Annotated in this window: 22 protein-coding genes; 8 read left to right on the top strand and 14 right to left on the bottom strand. The window is 58.9% G+C overall.

The genetic code is table 11. The features are described from left to right. Window positions 1–613 precede the first annotated feature (613 nt). The 3 genes from A9D12_RS14710 to A9D12_RS15100 form a co-directional block, all read right to left on the bottom strand. Complete coding sequence (locus A9D12_RS14710) at window positions 614–1,204, bottom strand: hypothetical protein (protein ID WP_197489795.1); 591 nt, start codon at window positions 1,202–1,204, stop codon at window positions 614–616. 441 nt (window positions 1,205–1,645) lie between these two features. Further along, window positions 1,646–1,900 (bottom strand): hypothetical protein, encoded by a 255-nt coding sequence (locus A9D12_RS14705; protein ID WP_156522841.1) that lies wholly within the window; start codon window positions 1,898–1,900, stop codon window positions 1,646–1,648. 433 nt (window positions 1,901–2,333) lie between these two features. Continuing rightward, complete coding sequence (locus A9D12_RS15100; protein ID WP_257737032.1) at window positions 2,334–2,462, bottom strand: hypothetical protein; 129 nt, start codon at window positions 2,460–2,462, stop codon at window positions 2,334–2,336. Between the two features lie 333 nt (window positions 2,463–2,795). Here A9D12_RS15100 and A9D12_RS08075 point away from each other — a divergent pair, with 333 nt between their 5' ends. After that, window positions 2,796–3,038, top strand: coding sequence for a hypothetical protein (locus tag A9D12_RS08075; protein WP_068350818.1), 243 nt, complete (start codon window positions 2,796–2,798; stop codon window positions 3,036–3,038). Here A9D12_RS08075 and A9D12_RS14700 read toward each other — a convergent pair. Both A9D12_RS14700 and A9D12_RS08070 read right to left on the bottom strand, forming a co-directional pair. Then, complete coding sequence (locus A9D12_RS14700; protein ID WP_156522840.1) at window positions 3,035–3,175, bottom strand: hypothetical protein; 141 nt, start codon at window positions 3,173–3,175, stop codon at window positions 3,035–3,037. The genes A9D12_RS08075 and A9D12_RS14700 overlap by 4 nt on opposite strands. Further along, window positions 3,168–3,518: a thermonuclease family protein gene (locus tag A9D12_RS08070; protein ID WP_068354052.1), complete on the bottom strand. Its 351-nt coding sequence runs from the start codon at window positions 3,516–3,518 to the stop codon at window positions 3,168–3,170. The genes A9D12_RS14700 and A9D12_RS08070 overlap by 8 nt, the downstream gene beginning before the upstream one ends. Window positions 3,519–3,838: 320 nt before the next feature. Between A9D12_RS08070 and A9D12_RS08065 the strand changes: the two genes are divergently transcribed. Then, a complete protein-coding gene (locus A9D12_RS08065; protein ID WP_082925465.1) occupies window positions 3,839–4,336 on the top strand; it encodes a helix-turn-helix domain-containing protein in 498 nt (165 codons plus the stop codon). Between the two features lie 781 nt (window positions 4,337–5,117). Continuing rightward, a complete protein-coding gene (locus tag A9D12_RS08060) occupies window positions 5,118–5,585 on the top strand; it encodes a hypothetical protein (protein ID WP_068350817.1) in 468 nt (155 codons plus the stop codon). Between the two features lie 224 nt (window positions 5,586–5,809). Here A9D12_RS08060 and A9D12_RS08055 read toward each other — a convergent pair whose 3' ends face one another. The 3 genes from A9D12_RS08055 to A9D12_RS08045 form a co-directional block, all read right to left on the bottom strand. Beyond that, complete coding sequence (locus tag A9D12_RS08055; protein ID WP_068350816.1) at window positions 5,810–6,562, bottom strand: 3'-5' exonuclease family protein; 753 nt, start codon at window positions 6,560–6,562, stop codon at window positions 5,810–5,812. Further along, window positions 6,562–7,161, bottom strand: a complete 600-nt coding sequence (locus A9D12_RS08050; RefSeq protein ID WP_068350815.1) for a hypothetical protein — start codon at window positions 7,159–7,161, stop codon at window positions 6,562–6,564. Before A9D12_RS08050 ends, A9D12_RS08055 begins: the two co-directional genes overlap by 1 nt. 80 nt (window positions 7,162–7,241) lie before the next feature. Then, complete coding sequence (locus A9D12_RS08045) at window positions 7,242–7,766, bottom strand: hypothetical protein (protein ID WP_068350814.1); 525 nt, start codon at window positions 7,764–7,766, stop codon at window positions 7,242–7,244. Window positions 7,767–8,052: 286 nt separating this feature from the next. Between A9D12_RS08045 and A9D12_RS08040 the strand changes: the two genes are divergently transcribed. Then, entirely contained in the window at window positions 8,053–8,346 is a 294-nt protein-coding gene (locus A9D12_RS08040; protein WP_068350813.1) for a hypothetical protein, read from the top strand. 304 nt (window positions 8,347–8,650) lie between these two features. After that, the gene (locus tag A9D12_RS08035) at window positions 8,651–9,400 is read left to right on the top strand and encodes an imm11 family protein (protein ID WP_197489794.1); all 750 of its coding nucleotides are present in this window, start codon (window positions 8,651–8,653) and stop codon (window positions 9,398–9,400) included. Between the two features lie 262 nt (window positions 9,401–9,662). Here the strand turns inward: A9D12_RS08035 and A9D12_RS08030 are convergent, their stop codons facing one another. Next, window positions 9,663–10,295 (bottom strand): tyrosine-type recombinase/integrase, encoded by a 633-nt coding sequence (locus tag A9D12_RS08030; RefSeq protein ID WP_068354045.1) that lies wholly within the window; start codon window positions 10,293–10,295, stop codon window positions 9,663–9,665. A gap of 247 nt (window positions 10,296–10,542) precedes the next feature. Continuing rightward, window positions 10,543–11,118 (bottom strand): hypothetical protein, encoded by a 576-nt coding sequence (locus tag A9D12_RS14695; protein WP_156522838.1) that lies wholly within the window; start codon window positions 11,116–11,118, stop codon window positions 10,543–10,545. Window positions 11,119–11,330: 212 nt separating this feature from the next. Between A9D12_RS14695 and A9D12_RS08025 the strand changes: the two genes are divergently transcribed. The 3 genes from A9D12_RS08025 to A9D12_RS08015 all read left to right on the top strand — a co-directional run bounded on the left by A9D12_RS08025 (window position 11,331) and on the right by A9D12_RS08015 (window position 13,937). Further along, complete coding sequence (locus A9D12_RS08025) at window positions 11,331–12,659, top strand: TrkH family potassium uptake protein (protein WP_068350811.1); 1,329 nt, start codon at window positions 11,331–11,333, stop codon at window positions 12,657–12,659. Next, window positions 12,649–13,308 (top strand): potassium channel family protein, encoded by a 660-nt coding sequence (locus A9D12_RS08020; protein ID WP_082925464.1) that lies wholly within the window; start codon window positions 12,649–12,651, stop codon window positions 13,306–13,308. Before A9D12_RS08025 ends, A9D12_RS08020 begins: the two co-directional genes overlap by 11 nt. 221 nt (window positions 13,309–13,529) lie before the next feature. Next, window positions 13,530–13,937 (top strand): winged helix-turn-helix domain-containing protein, encoded by a 408-nt coding sequence (locus A9D12_RS08015; protein ID WP_068350810.1) that lies wholly within the window; start codon window positions 13,530–13,532, stop codon window positions 13,935–13,937. Here A9D12_RS08015 and A9D12_RS08010 read toward each other — a convergent pair. The 4 genes from A9D12_RS08010 to A9D12_RS14690 form a co-directional block, all read right to left on the bottom strand. Further along, a complete protein-coding gene (locus tag A9D12_RS08010; protein WP_068350809.1) occupies window positions 13,921–16,281 on the bottom strand; it encodes a TonB-dependent receptor in 2,361 nt (786 codons plus the stop codon). The two genes, A9D12_RS08015 and A9D12_RS08010, sit on opposite strands and share 17 nt — an antisense overlap. Before the next feature lie 307 nt (window positions 16,282–16,588). Beyond that, entirely contained in the window at window positions 16,589–19,759 is a 3,171-nt protein-coding gene (locus tag A9D12_RS08005) for a MobA/MobL family protein (RefSeq protein ID WP_082925463.1), read from the bottom strand. A gap of 587 nt (window positions 19,760–20,346) precedes the next feature. Next, window positions 20,347–21,234: a hypothetical protein gene (locus A9D12_RS08000; protein ID WP_068350807.1), complete on the bottom strand. Its 888-nt coding sequence runs from the start codon at window positions 21,232–21,234 to the stop codon at window positions 20,347–20,349. After that, window positions 21,231–21,644 carry a hypothetical protein gene (locus A9D12_RS14690; RefSeq protein WP_156522837.1) on the bottom strand — a complete coding sequence of 138 codons (414 nt, stop codon included), beginning with the start codon at window positions 21,642–21,644 and terminating at the stop codon, window positions 21,231–21,233. Before A9D12_RS14690 ends, A9D12_RS08000 begins: the two co-directional genes overlap by 4 nt. Between the last annotated feature and the right edge of the window lie 250 nt (window positions 21,645–21,894).

The following is a 21,894-nucleotide window of genomic DNA, read 5'->3' as shown; positions in this document are numbered from 1 at the left end:
TTCTCTTTCACGACGCAAATGAACGGCGATCAGCGATTGCTCGAAGTTTTCCTTCAATTGACCCGCACCAGCGGCGCTTCTTTGTGGGACCCGCTTCGCACCAGCGAAGAAGGGCCGAGTCTGACGGCTTCGACCGCTACACGCCGGACCCGCCCAGCAGACCGGAAGAAAGGCATCTGACGAGAAGGGATTTTTGAAATCCCTGAAAGAAGGGAAAAAGTTTAACGCGCCTGCGGGCGCAGCGGAGCCGTCTATGAAACATGCAAAGCATTTTTGCGATCCGAAGTCGCAACGCATGATATCGCGCAGCGAAGCTAGCAAAGCTTCAACGAAAAAAGCCCGACATCGGGCTTTTTCACCGCAGCCGCCCTAGGCGGCCGCGGTAAGTTTGGGGACGCAGAGCTTCATTTCTCTGCGTCCCCAAACTTACCACTGGCCAGAAAATCGCAAGGTCGTTTACGAAATCTACATCTTTACTAGGTTATGGCGAAGCCACGGGGCCGGGCTCGGCCTCCGCCTTTTCCCTTCCCCCCCTTCATTCCGCTTTATCTTCTCATTTGTCGGGCCTTTGGGCTCGGCGCTAAAGCGCCAAGCCCTCTTTCAGCCTAGTTAATCAAGTTTGAGGTGTCGATCCCTCCAAAGCCCGATGAAGGGTATGCGCGTCCATCGTGCATGGAACTGTACCGATTGCAGTCAACACTGCGAACCTGCGATTGTCACGTTCCTGCTTCTTTCGCAAAGCGTTCAGAGCCAACTCGTATCCCTCCGGTGCGAACGGATGAGTTTTTTCACGAACCACTATCTTGCCATGTGGGTCGACGGTGAGCTTCAGATGGAGCTTCCCGTCACTGAAGGCGATTGCGAGCCTGCCGGAATTCTTATCGACCCACAATCGTCCAGTATTTAGAAAGATCGGTGCGTAAGCGTCAGTCGAGAGCACGCAAAGGAAGCGTACATTTGCCGGATCAAAGGCATCGATTCCTCCGAGAGGGTTGTAGGCATAAAGAAGATGCCAGTTGCTGGTTTGGCTGAACGTCTTGAGGGCGGAAAACTCGGGATGCGAAGGAGTAGCACCTGCCACGGTCAAAAAGTTACAGTCAACTGGTCCCTGTTTTACGCGAGCGGCAATGAGGGCTTCGGTGGCAGCGAGAAAGGCGGCGACGTCAGCATGGTGAGATTGATCTGCAGAAATATCATTTTGCATTATAGTCATATTTATTCCCTTGAAATATAGAGTTTAGAGAATAATCTAAGGATTTTTCCATCCTCACTTTATTCTCACTCCTCTAATTCAAGAAATTATCTTATTTTCTATCTGACATTTTCGGTATTTTGATTTGTCTTTTGCTTTTCATTTAAAACCCTATTTTAAGATGTTCATTTTCACTTCAAAGGGTTTAAATGCCTGATGGGCCTTTCAAAAAAGAGCCACACTGTCGCCCTCCTACTTAGGATAAAATTGGTTACTCAACTCTTCACAGTTTTGAGCTCAGTACAGAGTGAAAAGGTGCTCGGTCAGCGCTCTCGGGCGCTGTTCGCGGGCAATCATTAGCCAATGCGGCCATCGATTTGCTTGTGCAAGCAACCGAGCGTAACGTAAGGGTTTCGGTTCTAGGCCTGAGCAAAGCCAATCGACCAATGGGTTTCAACCATCGGTATCCTTGCATTTGTCACGCTGACCAGAATAATTGTCGATCGGCCCGGTGCGCCGTTTCGAAGGAACCCTGTGAACTCTTCTGGCAATTTTTGTTCTTACCGCCTGAATATCCGCCTCCTTTGCAAATTTGGCTGGTGCGGGCAGCAGGCGCAACGACGTTGCATCCATAAGGTTCAATAGGTGCCTAAGACCGGTCATTTGGTCTGGTGCTTGCGACCGTGGTAGCAATTTGACGGTGTTCATAAGTATGTTCCTGATACGATTGTGGCGGCGCCGCCGTGTGGAGACGGCGCTGCTGGAAGGGATGGCTGGATGAAGCGGGTTCAGGCGATTGCTGCTGCGTGACCCCGCTTGGGACGGAGCTGGATGCTGGGATAAGCGGCAATTTCCTCAGAATCGTAATTAAGTAGCTTGGGCATCTCAGCAACACCCGGGGAAATGCTGGCTTCGCACTTCGCTGTGCCTGGTATGGCGACCGAGCGCAGCCGACCTCCAACAAGCTGCCACGCTTTGCCAAGACGCTACCTGACCAGCACCATGGGCGACCCTCTTAAATGGGTACCGGCCCGACGCTGTATGCCGTCGCGCTGCAGGCCTCCGTGACTGTAAGGACGCGGGAGCGGACGAATTTGCCCGTCGAGCACCTTTTAGTCGCACCAATGAGCATATCGTCACCCTAGTCATACATGATCGCGCCGACGACGAATGGCGCGTGTTTGATTGGCAGCGATGGCAAATCCATCAGGCGCGCGAGTATGATCGTAAGCCCCCGGTACAGGGCCACGACGTCAGGTTCGGTATTCATACTTTATTGCTTGCAGACGATCTGCCGGAAGTCTTTTCCCTTCCACTTCTTAGATCACTTCCAGCTCACCCCTTAAGCATCTCTTTGTATGCGAGATCCTCTGCAACGATAGCCGTGACTCCCACTTCCACTCCCACCGCGTCTACTATACCTGTGCCCTGCAGCACGACCAATCTGTGCGCTCCGGTGCCGCCGCCGGACGGCTATACGATCATGCCCAAGGATCAGCAGCTGATCTGTTCGGCAAAAAAACACGGTCGAGTTCCGTCGCAATTACGGCGCAACCGAATTATTCAATTCAGTCTGCGCATCAAGAACGGCTAGACGAGTACTGTGGCCGCACTGAGTGCGTGCAGTTCGCTCCTGCCCGGCGGATGGCGCGAGGAATTATCGGGCGCTGCTCTTCCTGCGACCGACGTCGTCGCTGACTGGATCGCCTTCGCCGATGCACAGACAGACCAGTTCGGAAAGGCCAACGAACGCACGCGCGAGGCAATCGACATCGTAGAGCGATGCGAGGAAAGCGATCGGGCGGCGGTGCGCAGCGCGCGTCCGAAGGCGTTGAGGGTGTTCTAGGATTTCGAGCGGGATTCGAGGACTGTCTCGGCCGCCTGCCGCAGCTCCAGCCACCGCGCGCGCTCGTGAGGTTTGAACTCGGGCAGATCCTTTACCCGGTCGAATGCTGCCTGCAGCCGCAACATCGCCTCATCCATGGCCGCACCATCCCTTGCGCCGCCCGCCCCATTCCCGCGCGAGTCTTTCGCGCACCAGCTGGTCGCCCACCCCACCAAGCTGTGCGAGCGTTCGGCCGTACCGGTCCTTACCCTCCCGCCTGATCGTGATTTTGCGCTCGGCGAAAAGCTGCACAAGGCGGTTACGCGCGCTTAGAGCCAGCGCGCGCTCGGCCGGGCACTTGCCGTTCATTTCCGGCGCATCGATGTTCGACAGCCGGATCTTCTCCCGCGCGATCCAGACGGTATCCCCGTCGACGACGCAGGTGACCCGATGTGCGGGGGGCGGAGAGCAAACGGCAATGGCCAGAGCAACGATGATCATGCTTGTGCTCATAGCGTTGTTTCACTTTTGTTCTATAGCCGATTTGATCGGGGCTATCGGAGGCGAACGGTCCGCGACGTCATCCAGTAATGAGACAGAACCCATGCCCCATTTGGGTGTCTCCGAAGAAACTTGGGGTTCGAAGCGTGCCGAAAGCAGGTCGATTGTGCCGAGTATTCGCCAAGATCGACTTTGGTCGCGATATTCTGCGTCATGATGTGGCTAGGTATCATTACCGATCAACCGCTTAGGGAACCAACTTCGTTAGTCTGTGTTAGCATAGGTAATCGCCCGTGGGGGGTCTATTTGGGGGCTTCAGTATGTTCGCACCAAAACCGCTTAACGACACTGAGGATCAGCGCAGCGGAGAAAATGTCATCCATTCCGTCGTTTCCGATCTCGTTACTATCGCCGAGCGTTTGGCGAACATGGGGTCGATCGGCGCTGGCCATTTCGCCGCGGCTACGGCACCCTCGTCAGTATCCGCCGACCAAGCTTATCTCGTTGCCCTTGCCGAAGAAGAGTTGCGTCGCCGAAAACTGCGTGCGCGTTTCCTCCCCGCCCAGTTTTTTGGCGAGGCAGCTTGGTCGATGCTTCTCGATCTTTACGTCTCGGAATTCCGCAAGCGCCCCGTTGCGACCACCAGTGCATGCATTGCTGCCGAGGTTCCCGCTTCGACTGCGTTGCGGTGGCTCGATCTTCTGGAGCAGCGGTCCCTAGTCGAACGCTATGACAGCGACCAAGATCGGCGAGTGAAATTCATAAGGCTTTCGAACGAGGGCCGGCGGGCCCTCGAAGCGATCTTGCGTAGCTATTGAGCATTTGTTAACCTGAATTAAGTCGCAAGCACGGGCGTCCTTTCGGACGCCCGCTGGAGTGTGACATGAAGAAAGTTAGTATGGTCCAGGATTATTCGAAACGTCTGTCCAAGCTCGCTGACGAGCTTGGAGATATGGGCCAACTTGTGGCGGCCGCTCATACGCAAGCGGCGGCAGACAGCCTTGAAGAAGGTATGCAATAGCCACCTGACATACGAACACCGCCACTTTAAGGGCTGCGATGCAATCCTGAAAGCACGGATGGCATCCGAGCATATCTTGCGGTGTCAGCAAAAGGGCGTTTTTCGCAGCCGCGCTCAAGCAAGCTGGTGATCACCCAAAAGCAGCGCGTCAATTGGACGAACGACCTTGTATCAGTCAGCGACCGGTGTAGAAAAACCGCGCGCTCTCGACCCAGAGCGTGTCGGGAGGGGGGCATGGCCATTCGGCTAGGCTCCCCTTTCGTACAAGTGGCGTACAGCTATTGTGTCGACCACGACCGTTTCCGATGTAAATTGCGGATGTTGGGGATCACAGGCTTAATCCCTGTCGCGCCCACCATCTTTTCAATGACTTGGAAGAGATGGTGCAGGTTTCCCATGAAAAAACATGAAATACCCAGTGCGTGAGTGCGGCTCGCGTGTGCCGATCTACCCCGTCAGATCTGCCCACCGACGCCCTTAAACTTGGAGACAAAATTTGAGATTCGCTGAAACAGTGTAGCTTTCTTGCTTAGGTAGGGGAGCAATCGCGCCCAGGAGCCCTCGACTGCGAGTATCGCGTGGAAAAGGTCAAAAACTTGGTGACCTTGGTGAACACCAAAATGAAGGATGCGCCTCAGCCTCCGCCACTGGCCTTCACGCTTGAGGATGTGGACATAGGCAACGGTGCATCCAGTGTTGTGCTGGTCGAAACAAAGGCGCCGCCGCCAATGTCCCAAGCATCCTCGAACCACAGGTTGGCGCGGGAAACCTACATCCGCGCGGCAGTCGCAGGTAACTCCTGGTCCTGCGGCGAAAATGCCGGCCTGCACGTCGACGAATGGCGAGAGCGGTTCAACGCTATGCATACAGCGGATAGCCCCGCCACGAAGCGCCAAGGGTTTAGTCGCGCCCGGAGAAAGCTTCAGTCCGAAGGCGTAATCTTAGTAGAGGATGACATCTACATCTGGCACGATCCGGAGGTCGTGGACGCGATCAACTTGCAGAGGAACTTGCGATTCGCCAATGAAGAGGGACCGCAACGCTGATACAATCGCCTACAGTTCCGTGAAACGTGTCACACGTGTCGCGGCATTTTCACCGCCGGTCACCTGATCGGGGGTCGTCGCGACAGGCCTAAGCACGGTTAATGTTGAAGCTCCGGCCGCTGGATAAGCGAGCCGCTACCACAGTTCAGGGTGGCTGATAGTTTTGGGTTCTTTGAATATTTGGCGCGACCCCGATGATTCCGAGGCCGCGCCACAATGTAGCATCAGGCGGCGTTGCTGTACTGCGCGGATATCTCACCTTCTAGATGGCGCTGATATCGGACGAGTTGTTCGGCTAGCCCGTGCTCCGGTCGCCGCCTCAGGAAAGCCGCAATCTGCATCACCGCGGCCGTGTGATAACGGATCCCATCGCGCCCTTGGGCTTCGCACCACGCGAACCAGGTAAGCGCCAGCAACAGCGTATCCAGTTCGACGTGGTGCCGAAGCTGCTCCCACTGCTCAGGGCTCGTCGGCCGCACCGGTTCGGCCTTCGCAGCGATGAGGGCTGGCGGGACGCCCAGGCGCAGGCAGACCTGTGACAGGTGCGACCAGGATTTGCCCGCGCCTTTGATCAGCAGGCCAAGATCGATGTGGGACCGGTCCCACGGAGCGTGCTTGGCCTGTAACTGGGGCGGCAGGGCGATCCCGTGGCGCATGGCTGCCAATACGACGACGGGGACATCGACGCCCACTCCGCCGAAGGTCAGCACCTTGTGCTGCGGGCGACGCCGGATGAAATCGAGCGCCTGTTCGAGCAAGGCCCCTTCATCGGTCCAATCGGCCAGTGTCCAGCTTGCCAGCGTTCCGATGACGATCTCGCCGCTTGTCCCGATCGTGAATTCGAGCGCGGCTGCTGCGGTCACCGTTTTGATGGCGACAGCCTTTCGGCTGGACTTGGGATCGATTTGGCGATGCATGTCGAACAGGGCTTCGTCAGAGGCGAATTCGAGGTCGAAAGCGATGTAGGACTGGGTCATCAGAAGATCTCCGTGGGACCAAATTCGCCCAAGGGGCGTGCGCGCTGCAGGGCAGACCACGCCTGGTAGGCTGCAGTGAGACGGTTTCGCTCGACCCTGTAAGGGGTGGTATAAAGCTGGCTGAGGTAAAGGGTCTGAGCCTCCCCCTCGCAGCAACGGGCCTTTTCCGCGGTGGTGTCGCCCTTGCCTGCGCGCCAGATTTTGAAATAGCTTGCGACACCCTCCATCGCGTCTTCAGCAACGGCAATGGAACGCACGTCGCAGTCTGGCCTCAGCGCTGCCAGTGCCTGCGCATCGGTGGGAGCCGGCATTGGCCGCCCCTTGGACAAATGGCGAACCAATCCGCGCGGCAGGCGGGGCGAGCGCATGATGACCCGGGCCCCATGGGGGATCATGCTGGCGATATGCTCGATCGATTGCTGGCGTGACAGGTCTGGCAGGATAACGGCCGTGCGAACATCAAAGGCGGTCGAAACAGTGTCATCGGTGACAACAAAGGCGCTCGCTGCGACGGCCCGGCTGACAGGCGCCAGTTCGATGCAATCGCGCACAATGGACAATGCGCAGGTGACGGATGGTGGCAAATCGAAGGTGTTCATGAGTGTGTTCCTGATACGATTGCGGCGGCGCCCCCGTGTGGAGACGCCGCCGCTGGAAGGGATGGCTGGATGACGGAGGTTTAGGCGGCTGCTGCGTGACCCCTCTTGGGACCGAGCTCGATACCGGGATACGCGGCCCCTTCCTCACAGCCGTAATCAAGCAGCTTGGGCATCTCAGCCGCTACCCGGAGGATGCCGGCTTCGCATTTGGCTGCAGACGGCATGGCGGCCGAGCGCAGCTTGCCCCCAACGAGCTGCCACGCTTTGCCAGGACGCTGGCTCACCAGCACCACAGGCTGACCCGGCTTGAGGCGTGCCGGTTCGACGTTGTATGCAGTCGCACCGGAAGCGTTGGCGACGATCAGGACGAGCGAGCGGACGAGTTCGCCCGACGAGCGCCTTTTAGTCACACCAACGAGCAGATCCTGCTTCATCGTCACGGCCGATCGCATGACCTGCTCGAGCAGATCGTCGCCCTCTTCATGCATGATCGCGCCGACGGCGAAGGGTGCGTGCTTGATTGGCGGCGATGGCAAATCCATCACGCGCGCGAGTACGATCGCGAGCCCCCGATGCAGGGCCACGACTTCAGGTTCAGTATGCATTTTTTCTCCTTGCAGGCGATCCGCCGGAAAGGCTTTTCCCTTCCGCTTCTCAGATCACTTCCTGCTACCCCCCTTCAGAACATAGCTGCGCCGGTCGCCGATGAAGGCGAAGCCGAAATAATTGCTAATTGAAATTGCGCGGCAGAGATGGCGGGGCGGCTATCATCAAGGCGGTTTCGCGCCGCTTTAAACCTGCCCGGCGACTTCACCGGCCTTCTGCCGGAAAGCCGAATTTCGCAAACCGACCCCCTTGTGGTCATCGCGACGGCTGAAGTAGGTGAGGTAGATGGGAAACCGACTGGCTGGCATTGCGGCGACGCTTTGGTTCTTTTTCGCCCTGCTGAGCTTGTTCGTTGCCCTCGCTCTTTCGCCTATGGGATTGCGCTTACTGCTTCCAACGGCGCATCCAGCTTCGTGGATTTATCCGACGCTGCTTGTGGCTCCCCCCATTGCCCTGCTCTCGCAACGTCTGCTGGGGGCGAGGCTGTCCTCGCGCCTTCTTTGGCCGCTGACCCTCGCATTGGGCATAATGTTGTTAGCGCTCATCACGTTGATCGGTGCACTTTTTCTCGGGCACTGATTGTCCGCTAACCACCCATCTCCGGCCGCGAGCGGAGCCAATGCGCAGTCCCGAAAGCGGCATAGCGGCTTCGCGCCGCTCTCAAAAATTCCTACCGTTCGGCTATCGACCCCATAGCCGCCATCCCCGTCACCCCGCACTTGATCCGGGGTCCAGCTTCGTTCCAGCCCTTGCACCCGAATGAGGGCAGCGTAAAATTTTACGTCATCTCAACAACGACCGCGATAGTGGGGGCTGCAACATCAGGGTGAGTTTCGCCCAAGTCGAATGCGCAGCAGTTCCTAAACCCGAGCGCTGCCTAGACGTGGGTGATGTTGGAGATTGGGCGATGGTCTGGATTATGAGCATGCCGACAGGCTTCGGCGAGTTTTGGCCTAGCGGAGGTTTTGAGGATGCCGATCAATCCGGGTCCAAGGACTGGATTGCTCGGCTGAGGGCGCACATTAGCAGTCAGCCGGAAGAAGCTCAGAAGAAGTTGATGCCAAGCGGTGCACCGTACAGGTATGGCTATTTCGTCGCCCAGAAATTCAAGACCGAAATAGGGGAGCAGCCCGCAGCTGATTTGCCACCGGTAACCCCAGTCTTGGCGCATGAGGCACCGAAAACATTCAACACCGCAAAGACCAATAAAAAGCTCGGTGACCTTATCATGCTCAACAGCCGCATCTTGGCCGTAAGTGAGGGCCTCAAAGCGATAATCGAAGACCTGGAGCCTGGCATACACCAATTCTTTCCGATCGACATTGTCCAGCCACGTTCAATATACCCAACGCCATTCTATACGATCGTGATCGGTAATTATCGGAACAGCTTTCGTGATGTGGAAGCTGTGATGCCGGAATTACCGGATGGCGAACGTTACACATTTACGGAAGTTGATAAGGCGGCCGCATCAAAAATGTACTTTGATCGAAGTGTATTCGGAAGCGCGCATATCTGGCGAGAAAGAGCTTTCAACGAATTCATCATCAATTTTTCTGATGAATTTGTTCAAAGCGCCATTGAAGCAAACATGGGTTTGCCGAAGTTTTATCAAGCCAAAGAGTTTGACTGATGACGACGCGCGTTGGCCAAGGCCTCGACACCATCCTGAAAGAGAAAGGACGCCGAGAAAAAGCGAATCGAAGACAATCTTCCTAGCGAGGTCGCAATGATCTTCCCTGTGGCGAGGCGGGGCTGATAGCCGCTCGATGGCCCTTATTGGCAAGGTCTCCAATAGCCGCCATTCGCCTTCCCACCCATTTGTTGCCGGTTCGGTGAACGTCGAACCTTGACAAAAGCGGCCACCGGAACTTGCCCGATGGCCGCCAACATTGTCAGATCTCGATGCGCTCCGCCAGAATGAGAGCATCCTCCACATCGACCCCGAGATACCGAACCGTGTTCTCGATCTTGGAGTGGCCGAGCAGTATTTGCACTGCGCGCAGATTCCCGGTTGTGCGGTAGATCATCGCGGCTTTGGTACGCCGCATAGAATGAGTGCCGTAGTCTTCACGCCGCAGCCCGATCGCGGTGACCCATTCATCGACGAGCCGGGCATACTGCCGCGTGCTCATCGGTTGGCCGGAATGGATCCTGCTTGGGAACACGAAATCATCGATGTTGCCGCCACGTCGCAGAAGCCATGCCGCCAGGCTCGAGCGGGCGTCTGCGGTGATTTCGAATTGCACTGGTCGACCGGTCTTCCGTTGAACGATCATTGCGCGGTCGCGGACCTCCGATCCGGCCACGAGGTCGCCGATCTTGAGCTGCACAAGATCGCAGCCACGCAGCTTGCTGTCGATCGCTAGGTCGAACAGAGCGCGGTCACGGAGCCGCTCCTCGCGATCAAGGAAGAACCGAATCGCCCAAATCTGCTTCTGGGTGAGCGGCCGCTTGGTGCCGACGGTCTTACCAGCATTCCAAGAGACCCGATTCTGCATGGCCGGGTCGAGGTGAGAGTAGGTCATCATCATTCTCCATGGCCTTGATTGGCCACGAGGAAAGAACGGGTGCTGCCCCGATTACATCGCTCTTGCCGTGCCTGGGCAGGGTAAAAGGGGGCTCCGTTGCCGCAAGCACACACAGACAATAGGGCGGCTTTCGGGATCCAGAAGCGCGCCCGGCTATGACCGGAAGTGGGTGGTTTTCTGCCGTTCCGCCGGATTAATCTCGGCGCCAGCCTGACCTGCTCCCGCATTCAAGCGCATGAAGAAATCACGGACTGTCAATATCTAAGAGTTCGGTGACTAACTGGAACCACTCATCATTGCGCGGAGAGTGGATCGGTTCGAAAGACAAACGGCTCTCGGTGCCCAAAAGCGCCAGATACGTATATCCAATTACGAAACGCGGAGCGACCGGACAATGTGTTCCAATTGCCGTGACCTCGCCGATCCCGCCGGGCCCCGTCTGACCGAACTGCCGATGAGCGTTAGCAATCTCACTGTGCCTGACGCCCAGCTCGAAATACAATTGCGGCGGAATTGGATACGGAGTTGAACCGTAGACGACCACCCTTCCTTGAGGCCCTCCCTTCAGTTCTGTCCCTGTCGACGAAAGAACATAGTAGCCATCGTATCCTTCGCGAGAGTTGTCAGGAATGAACTCGGTAGCTGTAGCAAGGAAAATGGTATGGGACTTGGCAACAACCTCGTTGACCGGGCGACGCTCCCACTCGACGTAGCCAGTCTTGCATGTTGAGATTGATCGCGCAGCAGCAGCTGGTGTTGCCGCCACTTGAATGCATGCCAGTAATGGCGCGATGGCCCATAGAAGATGCCTGATTTGCATTGGGTTAGCATAAAGCCAAGCCGCATGACCGCAATGGGGTCGCTTTCAGAATTTCCGCTTCTGGCAACCGGGCGGGCCATAGCTGCCGGGCAGGTATCAGGATCCCGCAGCGGCGCCGCTCTTGGCCGGTGATGGGTGGTTTGCTGCCGTGCTTGCGCTGGTAAACCCATCAAACGGTTGCCGACCGCACAATCCTTCGCCAAGTCAGCGGAATGAAGCTGATGCGCAACCCGATCCGCCTTGTGCCGAGCCTGTTTCTGCTCGCCATCGGTATCGGCACATTGCTGCTCAGCCTTCCAGTCGCGACTGCCGACGGCACACACGCTCCATTCCTGACCGCGCTGTTCACTGCCACATCGGCCATCGCGGTCACCGGGCTGGTAACGGTCGATACCGGCACCTATTGGTCGTCGTTCGGGCAGGTGGCGATCCTGCTGATGTTCCAGATCGGTGGGCTGGGGATCATGACCGCAGCCACGCTATTCGGCATCATTGCCGGGCGCAGTTTCGGCTTGCATGAACGCCTCGCAACGCAGGTCGAACGCGGACGGTTGGAGCGGGGCGATGCCTTGTCCGTGCTCAAGCTGGTGCTGGGCGTGACGCTTGCGGTGGAGGCAGTGACAGCCGCTGTCCTCACCATCCGTATGGCCGCCACTTATGATATGAGCCTTGGCGCTGCTGTGTGGAACGGGGTGTTCCACGCCGTCAGCGCCTTCAACAATGCCGGATTTTCGACCCATTCCGACAGCGTGATGGGTTACCAGAGCGATCCGTTGATCCTAATCCCGATCATGGCCGCGATCACGCTGGGTTCGGTCGGCTTTCCGGTGATGCAGGACCTGCGCGACAAGCGCTTCGACTGGCGGCGCTGGTCGCTGCATTCCAAGGTTACGGTCTATGGGTCGGGGGCGCTGCTGGTGCTGGGCTTCTTCGCGATTCTGGCGATGGAATGGAACAATGACGCCACGCTTGGGCCGATGGGTTTGGGCGGGAGGGCGCTGAACGCCGCGTTCCATTCGGTGATGCCGCGCACGGCGGGCTTCAACAGTCTCGATGTCGGCGCATTCCGGGAATCGACGCTGATGGTCAATTACCTCCTCATGTTCATCGGCGGCGGCAGCGCGGGCACGGCAGGCGGGATCAAGGTGACGACCTTCGTGGTGTTGTTCGCCATCGTGCTCGCCGAAGTGCTGGGCCGCCGCGATGCTGGGCTGTTTGGCCGCCGCTTCGGTCACGAGGTCGAACGGCAGGCGCTGACCGTCACGGTGATCGCCGCCGCGCTGGTATTCGCAGCCACGACCTACATCGTCTCCATCACTGCCCTGCCGCTGGCCGAGGTGTTGTTCGAATGCATCTCCGCCTTCGCCACGGTCGGCATGTCGACCGGGATCACCGCCGATCTGCCGCCCTCCGCGCAGGTCGTGATTGTGCTGCTGATGTTTATCGGACGGGTGGGCACCATCACCTTTGCCACCGCGCTGGCGATGGGCAGCAGCCCGCAGCTTTACCGCTATCCCAAGGAGAACCTCATTGTCGGCTGACACGCGCAAACCCGTTCTGGTGGTGGGGCTTGGTCGGTTTGGCGGGGCGGTTGCCCGCAGGCTTGCCAGCATGGGCACCGAAGTGCTGGGGGTCGATACCGACCCCGAACTTGTGCAGGAACATGCCGAGCATCTGACCAAGGTGGTTGAGGCCGATTGCACCGATCCCGCCGTCCTGCGACAGCTCGGTGCCGCTGATTTCGCCACCGCCGTGGTCGGCATCGGCAGCGATATCGAAGCCAGCGTCCTGACCGTGCTGGCGCTGGCCGATATGGGGCTCACCAATATCTGGGCCAAGGCCAGCAACGCCAATCACGCCCGCATCCTTGAACGGATCGGCGCAACCCATGTGGTCTTCCCCGAAGAACGCATGGGCGAGCGCGTGGCGCATCTGCTCAACGAACGGTTGCTCGATTTCATCGCCTTCGATGATGAGTTCGCCATCGCGCGCCTTGCCGCGCCGGAGCCAATTGTCGGCCTGCCGCTTGTCACCAGCGCCTGTCGCAAGAAATACGACGTCACCGTGGTGGGTGTGAAGCGCAAGGGCGAGGCGTTCATCCATGCCGTGCCGGATACGATCATCTTTCCCGACGATGAACTGGTCGTCTCCGGCAAGATCAAGGATCTGGAGCAATTTTCGGCGATCTGATTCGGGAAGGGGCGGCTGTGTTGTAAGGCACTTTGGGGAATGGCCGATCCGGGGTCGGAACCTGAAGGTCAAAATTTTCCCGGCAGGGAGGCTAAGCCGCCAGGCAGCTTCCGCGATTGGCCATCGGCCCCGCTCATGACCGGTGATGGGTGGAGAGCCGCCGCAGGATCCTCCATCGGATTGACGGTAGACTGAAACCTTGGCGCGGCTACAATTCTGTTATGCAGCGCAGGCCCCCTCTCAAGCTCAAGATCCAGATCATGTGCGGCGACGAGATCGCCATGGGTCCGGGCAAGGCCGACTTGCTGGGCGCCATCGCCGCGCATCGATCGATCTCGGCGGCGGGGCGGGCTTTGGGGATGAGTTATCGCCGCACCTGGTTGCTGGTGGACACGATGAACCGCTGCTGGGCCGAGCCGCTGGTGGCAACCGTGCCGGGGAACCCTAAGGCGGGCGCCCAGCTGACGGCCTTGGGCGAGGCGATCCTCGCGCAGTATCGGGAACTGCAGAGCGCACTGGAACAGGCCAGCAGCGCGAAGCTTGCCGCGATCCTCGATCAGTCGCTTCTACCCGCGCCGCGAGCCGCGCAGCGAGAGAGCGGTGCGGAACGGACTAGCGCCGGAGCCTGAAAGTCACCCCCACAGTGCGCGGATCGCTCGGCGTGCCGAGGACCAGCCCGGAATTGCCCGCTTGGATCGTCAGGTTCTGAATGTAGTCCGCGTCCAGCAAATTGCGGGCGAAGATCGCGACCTCCCAACCCTTCCCGCTCGCGTCCTCGTGCCGGAAGCCGATGCTGGCGTTGGTGAGATTGTAGCCCTCGATCCATGTGAAGCGCGACAGGGTCGGGTCGCCGAAATAGCCGCTGCGCCAGTTGCTGTCGGCGTGCAGAAACACCGCGCCACCGCCGGTCGGCACCGCATAGTCGGCGCTCAGCGTCTCGGACCAGCGCGGCAGGCCGGCGAGGCGCGTGCCGGTGAGATTGCAGGCGGCGGTCGCGGCGGTCTGCAATTCGAGCGGGCATGGCCCTGCAGGATAATCGGTGTAAGTCCCGCCGCCATAGGCCAGCGCCCCGGTGAGTGTGAGCGCGCCGATCCGCAGCATCGCATCGGCCTCGACACCCCTCACCCGCACCTCCGGGATGTTGGATAGGTATCCGCGAAGCGCAACAGTCTGACTGGAGTCCACCACGGTCGCCTGAAAATCACGCACCACAGTGTGGTAGGCGGCGAGGTTGAGCGTCAGGCGGCCTTCCCAAAGGGTCGCTTTGATCCCCGCCTCCCACGTCGTGTTGCGCTCGGGCCGGACCACGGCGGTCGCCAAGGCGGGCTGGTTGTTCGCATCGAGCGGCAGGCCCGACATGTTGATCCCGCCCGATTTGAACCCCCGCGCAAAGCTGCCGTAAAGCAGCACGTCATCGACCGGCTGCCACGCGATATTGGCGCGGCCCGAGAAGCTGCCGTCACGGTCGCGCGCCGCATAGGTCTGAGGCCGCAGCACGCCGAGCTTGGCGTTGTTCAGCGCCGCGCTGTTGGTGGCGAGGCCGCCGAACACCTGCGTGCTGTAGTCGCCCTCTTTGTCCTCGTGCGTATAGCGCAGCCCGCCGGTTAGCGTGAGGCGGGGCCGGATGCGCCAATTGGCCTCGCCGAAAGCGGCGTAGCTGTTGGCGGCGAAGCGGGTGTCGCCGGTCTGGCCGTAGCCGTCAAGCAGGTTCGCAGGCACCGGCGTTGCGCTCGCACCCGTGGTCGGCCCGATCAGCCACGGCGCACCATAGAGGCCATAGACGGAGTTGGGATGCCCGGTGAGCACCTGACGGAACCAGTAAAGCCCCGCGACGTAGCTGACCGACCGGTCACCGCCCGAGGCGATCCGCAGCTCTTGACTTAGCTGGTCCTGCCGCGAGGGAATGCGCTGGATCAGCTGGATCGGCAGGCCAGTGTAATCGCGGTCGTTCGCCGCGTCCCAGTTCCAGAACCGCCACGCAGAGATCGACGTGACGGTGGCGGGGCCGATGTCCCATTCTGCGGTCGCGGCTACGCCGCCCTCGCTGGTCCTGACCGCCAGCGGCGCGTCAATGTCGGTGAGCCTGTCATAGGGATCGGTGCTGGGCGGCGCATAGCCTGCTACCGCCGCGAGCGCGGGAAACTGGCGCGCGGCGGGGCGCAGGCTCGTGCCGACGCGCAGATAGACCTGCGTGCAGCATTCGCTGCGGAAATTGGCGAAATCGGCGACCAGTCGCAGCCGGACGTCGCTCGACGGCTGCCAGAGCACCTGCCCGCGCAATGCCGCCGCGCCGAGAGTGTTCTGGTCCGCGCCGGTTCTCACATTGCGCAGCACGCCGTCGCGCCGGGTGAAGGTGCCGGAAAGGCGGTAGGCGAGCGTCTCCCCCGCAAGCGGCCCGGTCGCCGAAAAGCGCCCCTGCGCGAACATCCGCTCGCCGAAGCTGACTTCCGCATTCGCGCTCCGCGTGAAGCTCGGCGCGGCAGAGACGATGTTGATGGCGCCGGCCGTGGTGTTCTTGCCGAACAGCGTCCCCTGCGGCCCGCGCAGCACCTCGATGCGCTCGATATCCGAAAAGTCGAAAGCCGCCGTCGCGGGCCGCGCATGGTAGACGCCGTCGACATAGTAGCCGACGCCCGGTTCCAGCCCGTCATTCGCTTGGCTCACCGCCACGACGCTCGGTCCGAGGCCGCGAATGGTGAAGGCGGTGTTGCGCGGATTGGCCGAGGAATAGTTGAGGGCGGGCACCAGGGTCGTCAAGTCGCGGGTGTTGAGCGTGTAGGATTGCTCCAGCCAGCGCGCGCCCACCACCGAAAGAGCGGCGGGCACGTCCTGCGCCTTTTCCCGGCGTTGCCGGGCGGTGACGATGATCGGATCACCTGCCCCATCCTCCGCTGTCACATCTTCGGCTAAGGCCGGTGCCGAAAGCACAAGTGTGGCGCTGCCTAGCAAGCCGAGTGGAAGAATGGTGCGCAAAGGGCCCCCTGATCGCCTATCAAATCTATATCTGAAGATATATAGATAATCCGATCAGGCAATGGGGATTTGCGGCGGTTGGCCTCTCCGAACTACCAAGATACTAATGGCAGTTATGGGGTCGATAGCGGAAGTGCGGGAATTTTGCGTGGTCCGGGGATACCTGCCAGGTGGCTTTCGGAATTCCCCATCGACCGCGCTCATAACCAGTGATGGGTGGGGAATGGAATGGTGGCTTAGGCAGCAAACCTCGGCTCGTATGAAAATCAGCATGACCTCACGAGCACGGTGCAGTGCGGGACAATGGTTAGCTCCAGTCCACCCCCTTTGAGCGCTGCAGGTGCAGAGCCAGTCGCTGTTGCTGCAGCTTTCGTTCGGCCTCCTCTTTTCGCAGAGCCCGCTCCTCAGCTGCATCCAGATCGAAGCGGAGTGCCTCGACATCAGGGCCGGAAAGAGGCTTCAATCGGCTACGAGCGGCGGGATCGCTGACAATAGCCTCGGCGGCGGCTTGCTGGCCTGCGTCCTCACCCTTCGTTGTCGCCTCAAGCCATTGGTCAATGAGGGGATGGAGGCCCTTCCTCAGTTCCTGCACTCGCGGCTGTCCAAACTTGGCGGCCCTGATGCGCTTACGCTCCGCTTCCGGATCGAAGTGGTCGGTCGGGATTTCTGAAGGCTGGCTGCTGGGCAGGATCGGACTGGCTGGCCCAGCGGCAACATTATCAGCACCGCGCTGCTCTGTCGCAGTGGCGGCTCCCGTGATGCCGCTGTTCGTGCTGCTGCTGTCGCTGCTGCCGCTGTTGCCACCAGCGCTGAGAATCGACGACAACGCCTTGCGGACCTGCGGGTCCTCAATATGCATCCGCAGGGCAGCCTGTAAGCGTTTACCGGGCGACCGCAGCGCCACTGCTGTAAGACCATCGCCCCGGGAACGCATTTCGATTAACGCTGGGCGATCCTTGATCGCTTTGAGCAGGTCGTCACGCGCCTGGTTCTGCTCCCTGTGAATGGCGGTGAGGCGAGGCATGAGGTCGAGGTAGTTCGCCGCCGCGACAATCTCGGAAAGGCGGGGATCTGCCACTTTGGGCACGACCGCCTGATCCCGAAGCACGAGACGGACTTTCCGGTCGATCACGTCCTTCACGAAGGCGTCCATCTCCTCGGTGGTAAGCATGCGCTTGGGCGGGCTCGTATTGTTGCTGCTGAGGAGCTGGCGATCTTCCTGATCATCCGGTTGCAGCGCATCTGCCGGCAGTGCACTGGACCTGTCCGAATGTTGTCGTGGCACAGCAACAGCAGCTGGTTCTTCCATCGCGCGGTCGAGAACCTGCCCGAACTCTGCCCGCAGTCGGTTGGCATTGGCTTCGTAGCTTGCGGCCGCCACCTGCGATTGCCCGATTTGCGCAAGTTCGTCCGCAAGCAAGATATTCAGGCCAGCAAGATGCTCCTGCGCCTCGGCCAAGCGTTCGCGGTATGCCTGCTCCTCTTTGCGCAGGCGCTTGCTCGCCTTGCCAGCCTCGATAGCGGACAAATGCTTGAGGCAGACCTGCTTAGCCTTCTTCGCGCGCGAGGCGGTCCGGTCATATTGCTCTGCCAGCATTCGGGCGATGTGATGATGCTCAAGCGCGGCGCCCTTGCAATGTTCATAGTCTCGGATGAGGCTTTTGCTTATCTCGACCACCTCGCCTTTCGGCTTTCGCGCCGCCAGCATTCTGGTCAGCTGCTGCGTTTCGGACTCGAGTTCCTGCACCGCTTTGGCATATGCGGCTTCGAGGTGGCCTAGCCGATAGCGCCACTGCCGGGCCTCGTTCCGTTGCCCAACGGGGGTGGGTATGCCGCGCTCCTCGAGCTGAGACCGTTTGCTCGACAGGTGCTCGTCCGGTTCACGGTCGATCCCCATTTGTTCGAACGTGCGCGGATCCACCCTCCTGTTGGCGCGAGCACGTTCGAGTTCGATGTTGGTAAGCTCGGCCAATCGGACCCGCTGATGCGCCGGGTTGAAAATGGAAGCACCCCGAAGCTTTGTCTGACCGAAGGGAAAGGACGTCTTGGTGTTCCGAGACTTCGTTTTGGTATGAAGCGGGACGTCGAAGTTCCACCGACCGACGAACTGCTCCATGTGTGGCAGCCCGATTTGGGCAAGTGCCTTTGCCTTTCTCGCGCTTGTTTTGGGCCCGTCGTTTGCGCACGGGCGAAGATGATCGTGCATCGGATCAGCCGGATCGTTGACGAAGCGGGCGACGGGCCGATCATGATAGATCAGGTGGAAGTGCCAGTTCTTGTCGTTGTTGCTGTGGTCAGGCGCATGCATGACGATCATGTAGGGCAGATTCTGCTCAGCGAATGGCTTGGTTAACTCGCGCATGATGCGCAGGCGTGCTTCATGGCTCACCTCGGCTGGCAGTTCGCCCACCACACGGAATTGTGTCTGGCCACCGCGGGCATCATGGAACTTGATCCCGGTCTCCGCCTCATGCCGATTGACCTCGGCATTATAGTCTTCGCGGGTCTCGCCTTCGCGCTTGCGGCGTTGCTGTTGCCATCCATGCCGCTTCAGCAACTTGCGCAAGTCGGTGTTATTGGCGACGGCAATGTTGATCTGCTGCCCAGCCAAGGCCGTGTTGAGCGCGCCCCTTAAACTCTCCGGGCATTTGGGGTCAGCCCTGACCTTGCCCCAAAATTCAGGATTGGCGTGGGGCGCAATGGTCACACGATCCATCCCCCGCTCGTTGGCGTGCTGTTCGACGAGCAGCCAGAATTCGCGGCGCTCTTCCGGATCGTCGGATATGCTCGTGAACAGAGCCAACTGCCCGTTCTGGCCGACCGCCAACGCTTCCTGACGTTCGATATAGTCGTTGCCTCCAAGCGCGCGGCTTTCCGTGGTGTTCGATCCATCAGGATGCAGCAGTGTCTCACCTTCCCCGTCTGATTGGGCTACGGCACCTTCACGCTCGAGATATCGCGAATGCTCGCGTGCGGCTCCTGGCCGAGATCTGGTGCCCGATGGGGAGATCACCTCCTTCGAGACCTTCGAAATCGTTGAGCAGCTGAAGTGAAAGCTGGTGACGCCTTGCTGAGTGGCGGCGCGGATGGGCCGGCTGATGGGAGCCCAAAAGTTCGGGGTCAGGGCAATGGCCGAGCCCTTGGCCGTCTCGCGCGACAGATCTTCTGCGCCCCAATCAGCCGCCCAGGTCTTACGATAGGTTGAGGCCTTCCCGGTGATGTGCTGGTCGGACGTGATGCCAAGATCGGGCACCGAGCTCATTTGCTGCCCGCGCAAGGACCGGCGGGCGGCGGCGCCATCATTTCGCATCGACGTGGCCGGGGATGTAGCTGTTGTTGCTGTGCGCGCCGTTCGATTGTCCATGGGCGACCCTGACGGGGTCAGGTTGGGCCCCTGACTGTGTTGCGCGATCTTGGCCTCCATGCTGGCCAGAGCAGCACGGGCGCGGGCGATATCGTTGTCATGTTGATTGGGCATCTACCGTTCTAGGATAGACGCCCCAATTTTGAGAAGGGCCTAAGAAATATTTCCGAACTTCGTAGAGCATCCCTGCCAGCCATCTGTTGTTGCTGCTTACCGCCGGAGGCTACCCCATCGGAGCCTGCGAAGATGCGCAGCAAACATGGATGAATGACTATGCATCCCTGTTTGCAATATTGCGCCTAAAATATTCTTGTTGACGTTTATGTAGCTATATAATTCCTTAAACGCAAACGATTGATCCACATATCAAGATTAGAATTTTCATAATTGTTGTTGTTGTGTTGCGCGATAGATTTGCCGTCATTGGCAATTTTCCTTCACGCACTAAAAATCGACCCGATAAAGCCATCGCCAACCGTGCATCCCGAATTGTTGTGGTTGTTGCCCTCCTCGGTCTGATGTTGGAGCCATTCCACTCCGCTGCCAGACTAGCCGGAGATTGCAGGGCTTGGCAGACGCAGTAGAAATGCGCTGGGAGCTGAGCGGTGGCATCGACGAGAATGTCGTTCGATCGCTCAAATTTTCCTTCCAGAGCGGCAAAAAAAGAGGGGCCTTTCGGCCCCTCATGGGAATTCGGTAGGCTATCTGATATGGGTCTTCTTGAAATCTTCGAGCGCTCGCATCATCGCATCCACATCACCAAGGGTGGGCCAGATCGCGCGTAGATGTTTGGCTTTCCAAACGGTCTCGAGATATTCTTCATCGGCGAGTGGTCTTTCGATCCGCATGGGGTCGACCCGTTTGACAGTCCGGTTTAACAGGGCGCTCAAGCTGTTGATCTGAGCGTCACCAAATAGCTTTCTGATCCCTTCTTGATCCGCAAAAGACCAAAGGTATGCGCTGATGTAATCGCTGCTATGCTGGTGGCCATCAACGCCGTGAAGCACAATTGGCGTGAACCCACCGGCATCATGAACCAAGGTGACGAAACCCGGATCGAGGTTCCGCACCGTGATGTCAGCGACAAAGCCTTCCGGAACGCGATTTGAACCGTCACGGTCGTTGAAGACCCAGAGCAATTTAAAGTATGGAGTGAAGCGGGTCACGAGGCGTTTCAGTGCAGCCGCTGCTCCCGGCTTGTTGGCCGAGACCACGCATAGACCATAGGCCTCGTAACCATCGCCGCGTAATGTCTCGGCTGTCTCTGCCAACATGTTGTTGAAGTTGACGGAGCTGGCAAGTGCATTCGCGCCGCAATCAATGAGGAGGGATTGCCCGCCTTCAACTTGCGCCATCAACTTCGCCGCGCTCGCCTCAGAATCTTCGGAAATGTCGATCAGGTGAACCTTCCCTAGGACAACCCGCGCTGCTCTGTTTCCTTGATCGGCGTCCGCCACGACGATTGGTTCGTGGAGCAACTGGAAAATCGACTGGATCATCATCGACACCCAGGTCTTCCCTTCCCCACCGGCGTTCGTGAGCGGCGCTACCACACACCGCATTCGTTGCTTATGCTCCTTGGTGGTCATTTTACGCCTCCATTCAATTCGGCGTCGAAGCGATCATCGGCAGCCGGTGTGTCGAAATAGCGCTTGGTCGCTGATTGCGTCTTCGGAACAGTCGGCGGCAAGCTTGGCTCAACGCCAGCAGGGGCCTGCCCGACTGGCTGGCCGACCATTGATGCGACGTCGGCAGGTGGTGCGTCATTCGGTAGGGCTGTGAATGACGGGGTTTCGAATTCAAATTCCGAAACGACATTGTTGAAGTGCGATGCACTTATCGGAGGGATCGCGCCTTCTTTGATCAGATCTTTCCTGACCTCATTCTTGTGACGACCTTGCTGAAATTCGCGTTCGATCCGACTTCGATGACGCCTGATTCGTGCAGCTGCACCGTTTTTTCGTGGTTTCATTTTGGTGTCTCCTTTGGTTTCAAACACTGCGAACTTTGGCGTTATTGCAAAAGTTTTTATGTTTTAGGATGGAGACTCAAGAAACAACAAATGGCCGTCTTAGGGCCTTTGACCACATGGGCCAAATAGAGGTCTAGCATTTCATCAAATCAAAAAACCCGAGGATGACCATCCATTTTTGCTTCCACTCAAGACGGCCGCACTTGGGTAAAATCAGCGCCTTTTAACCAAGAATATCATTGCGGATCCAGCCGACCTTTAGTGAAGAGAAAAATCA

It is taken from the genome of Erythrobacter neustonensis, from assembly GCF_001663175.1.
Taxonomy (GTDB): Bacteria; Pseudomonadota; Alphaproteobacteria; order Sphingomonadales; family Sphingomonadaceae; genus Erythrobacter; species Erythrobacter neustonensis.
This window is presented reverse-complemented; position numbering and strand designations above follow the sequence as displayed.

What these genes read in the sequence shown, in the direction of transcription:
- A9D12_RS08015 (WP_068350810.1), top strand. Translation starts at nt 13,530, where the DNA reads ATGCAGCGCAGGCCCCCTCTCAAGCTCAAGATCCAGATCATGTGCGGC.
- A9D12_RS08070 (WP_068354052.1), bottom strand. Translation starts at nt 3,518, where the DNA reads ATGATCATCGTTGCTCTGGCCATTGCCGTTTGCTCTCCGCCCCCCGCA.
- A9D12_RS14705 (WP_156522841.1), bottom strand. Translation starts at nt 1,900, where the DNA reads ATGAACACCGTCAAATTGCTACCACGGTCGCAAGCACCAGACCAAATG.
- A9D12_RS14710 (WP_197489795.1), bottom strand. Translation starts at nt 1,204, where the DNA reads ATGCAAAATGATATTTCTGCAGATCAATCTCACCATGCTGACGTCGCC.
- A9D12_RS08025 (WP_068350811.1), top strand. Translation starts at nt 11,331, where the DNA reads ATGAAGCTGATGCGCAACCCGATCCGCCTTGTGCCGAGCCTGTTTCTG.
- A9D12_RS08045 (WP_068350814.1), bottom strand. Translation starts at nt 7,766, where the DNA reads ATGCATACTGAACCTGAAGTCGTGGCCCTGCATCGGGGGCTCGCGATC.
- A9D12_RS08000 (WP_068350807.1), bottom strand. Translation starts at nt 21,234, where the DNA reads ATGACCACCAAGGAGCATAAGCAACGAATGCGGTGTGTGGTAGCGCCG.
- A9D12_RS08050 (WP_068350815.1), bottom strand. Translation starts at nt 7,161, where the DNA reads ATGAACACCTTCGATTTGCCACCATCCGTCACCTGCGCATTGTCCATT.
- A9D12_RS14695 (WP_156522838.1), bottom strand. Translation starts at nt 11,118, where the DNA reads ATGCAAATCAGGCATCTTCTATGGGCCATCGCGCCATTACTGGCATGC.
- A9D12_RS14700 (WP_156522840.1), bottom strand. Translation starts at nt 3,175, where the DNA reads ATGGATGAGGCGATGTTGCGGCTGCAGGCAGCATTCGACCGGGTAAAG.
- A9D12_RS15100 (WP_257737032.1), bottom strand. Translation starts at nt 2,462, where the DNA reads ATGAATACCGAACCTGACGTCGTGGCCCTGTACCGGGGGCTTACGATC.
- A9D12_RS08030 (WP_068354045.1), bottom strand. Translation starts at nt 10,295, where the DNA reads ATGACCTACTCTCACCTCGACCCGGCCATGCAGAATCGGGTCTCTTGG.
- A9D12_RS08040 (WP_068350813.1), top strand. Translation starts at nt 8,053, where the DNA reads ATGGGAAACCGACTGGCTGGCATTGCGGCGACGCTTTGGTTCTTTTTC.
- A9D12_RS08005 (WP_082925463.1), bottom strand. Translation starts at nt 19,759, where the DNA reads ATGCCCAATCAACATGACAACGATATCGCCCGCGCCCGTGCTGCTCTG.
- A9D12_RS08055 (WP_068350816.1), bottom strand. Translation starts at nt 6,562, where the DNA reads ATGACCCAGTCCTACATCGCTTTCGACCTCGAATTCGCCTCTGACGAA.
- A9D12_RS08065 (WP_082925465.1), top strand. Translation starts at nt 3,839, where the DNA reads ATGTTCGCACCAAAACCGCTTAACGACACTGAGGATCAGCGCAGCGGA.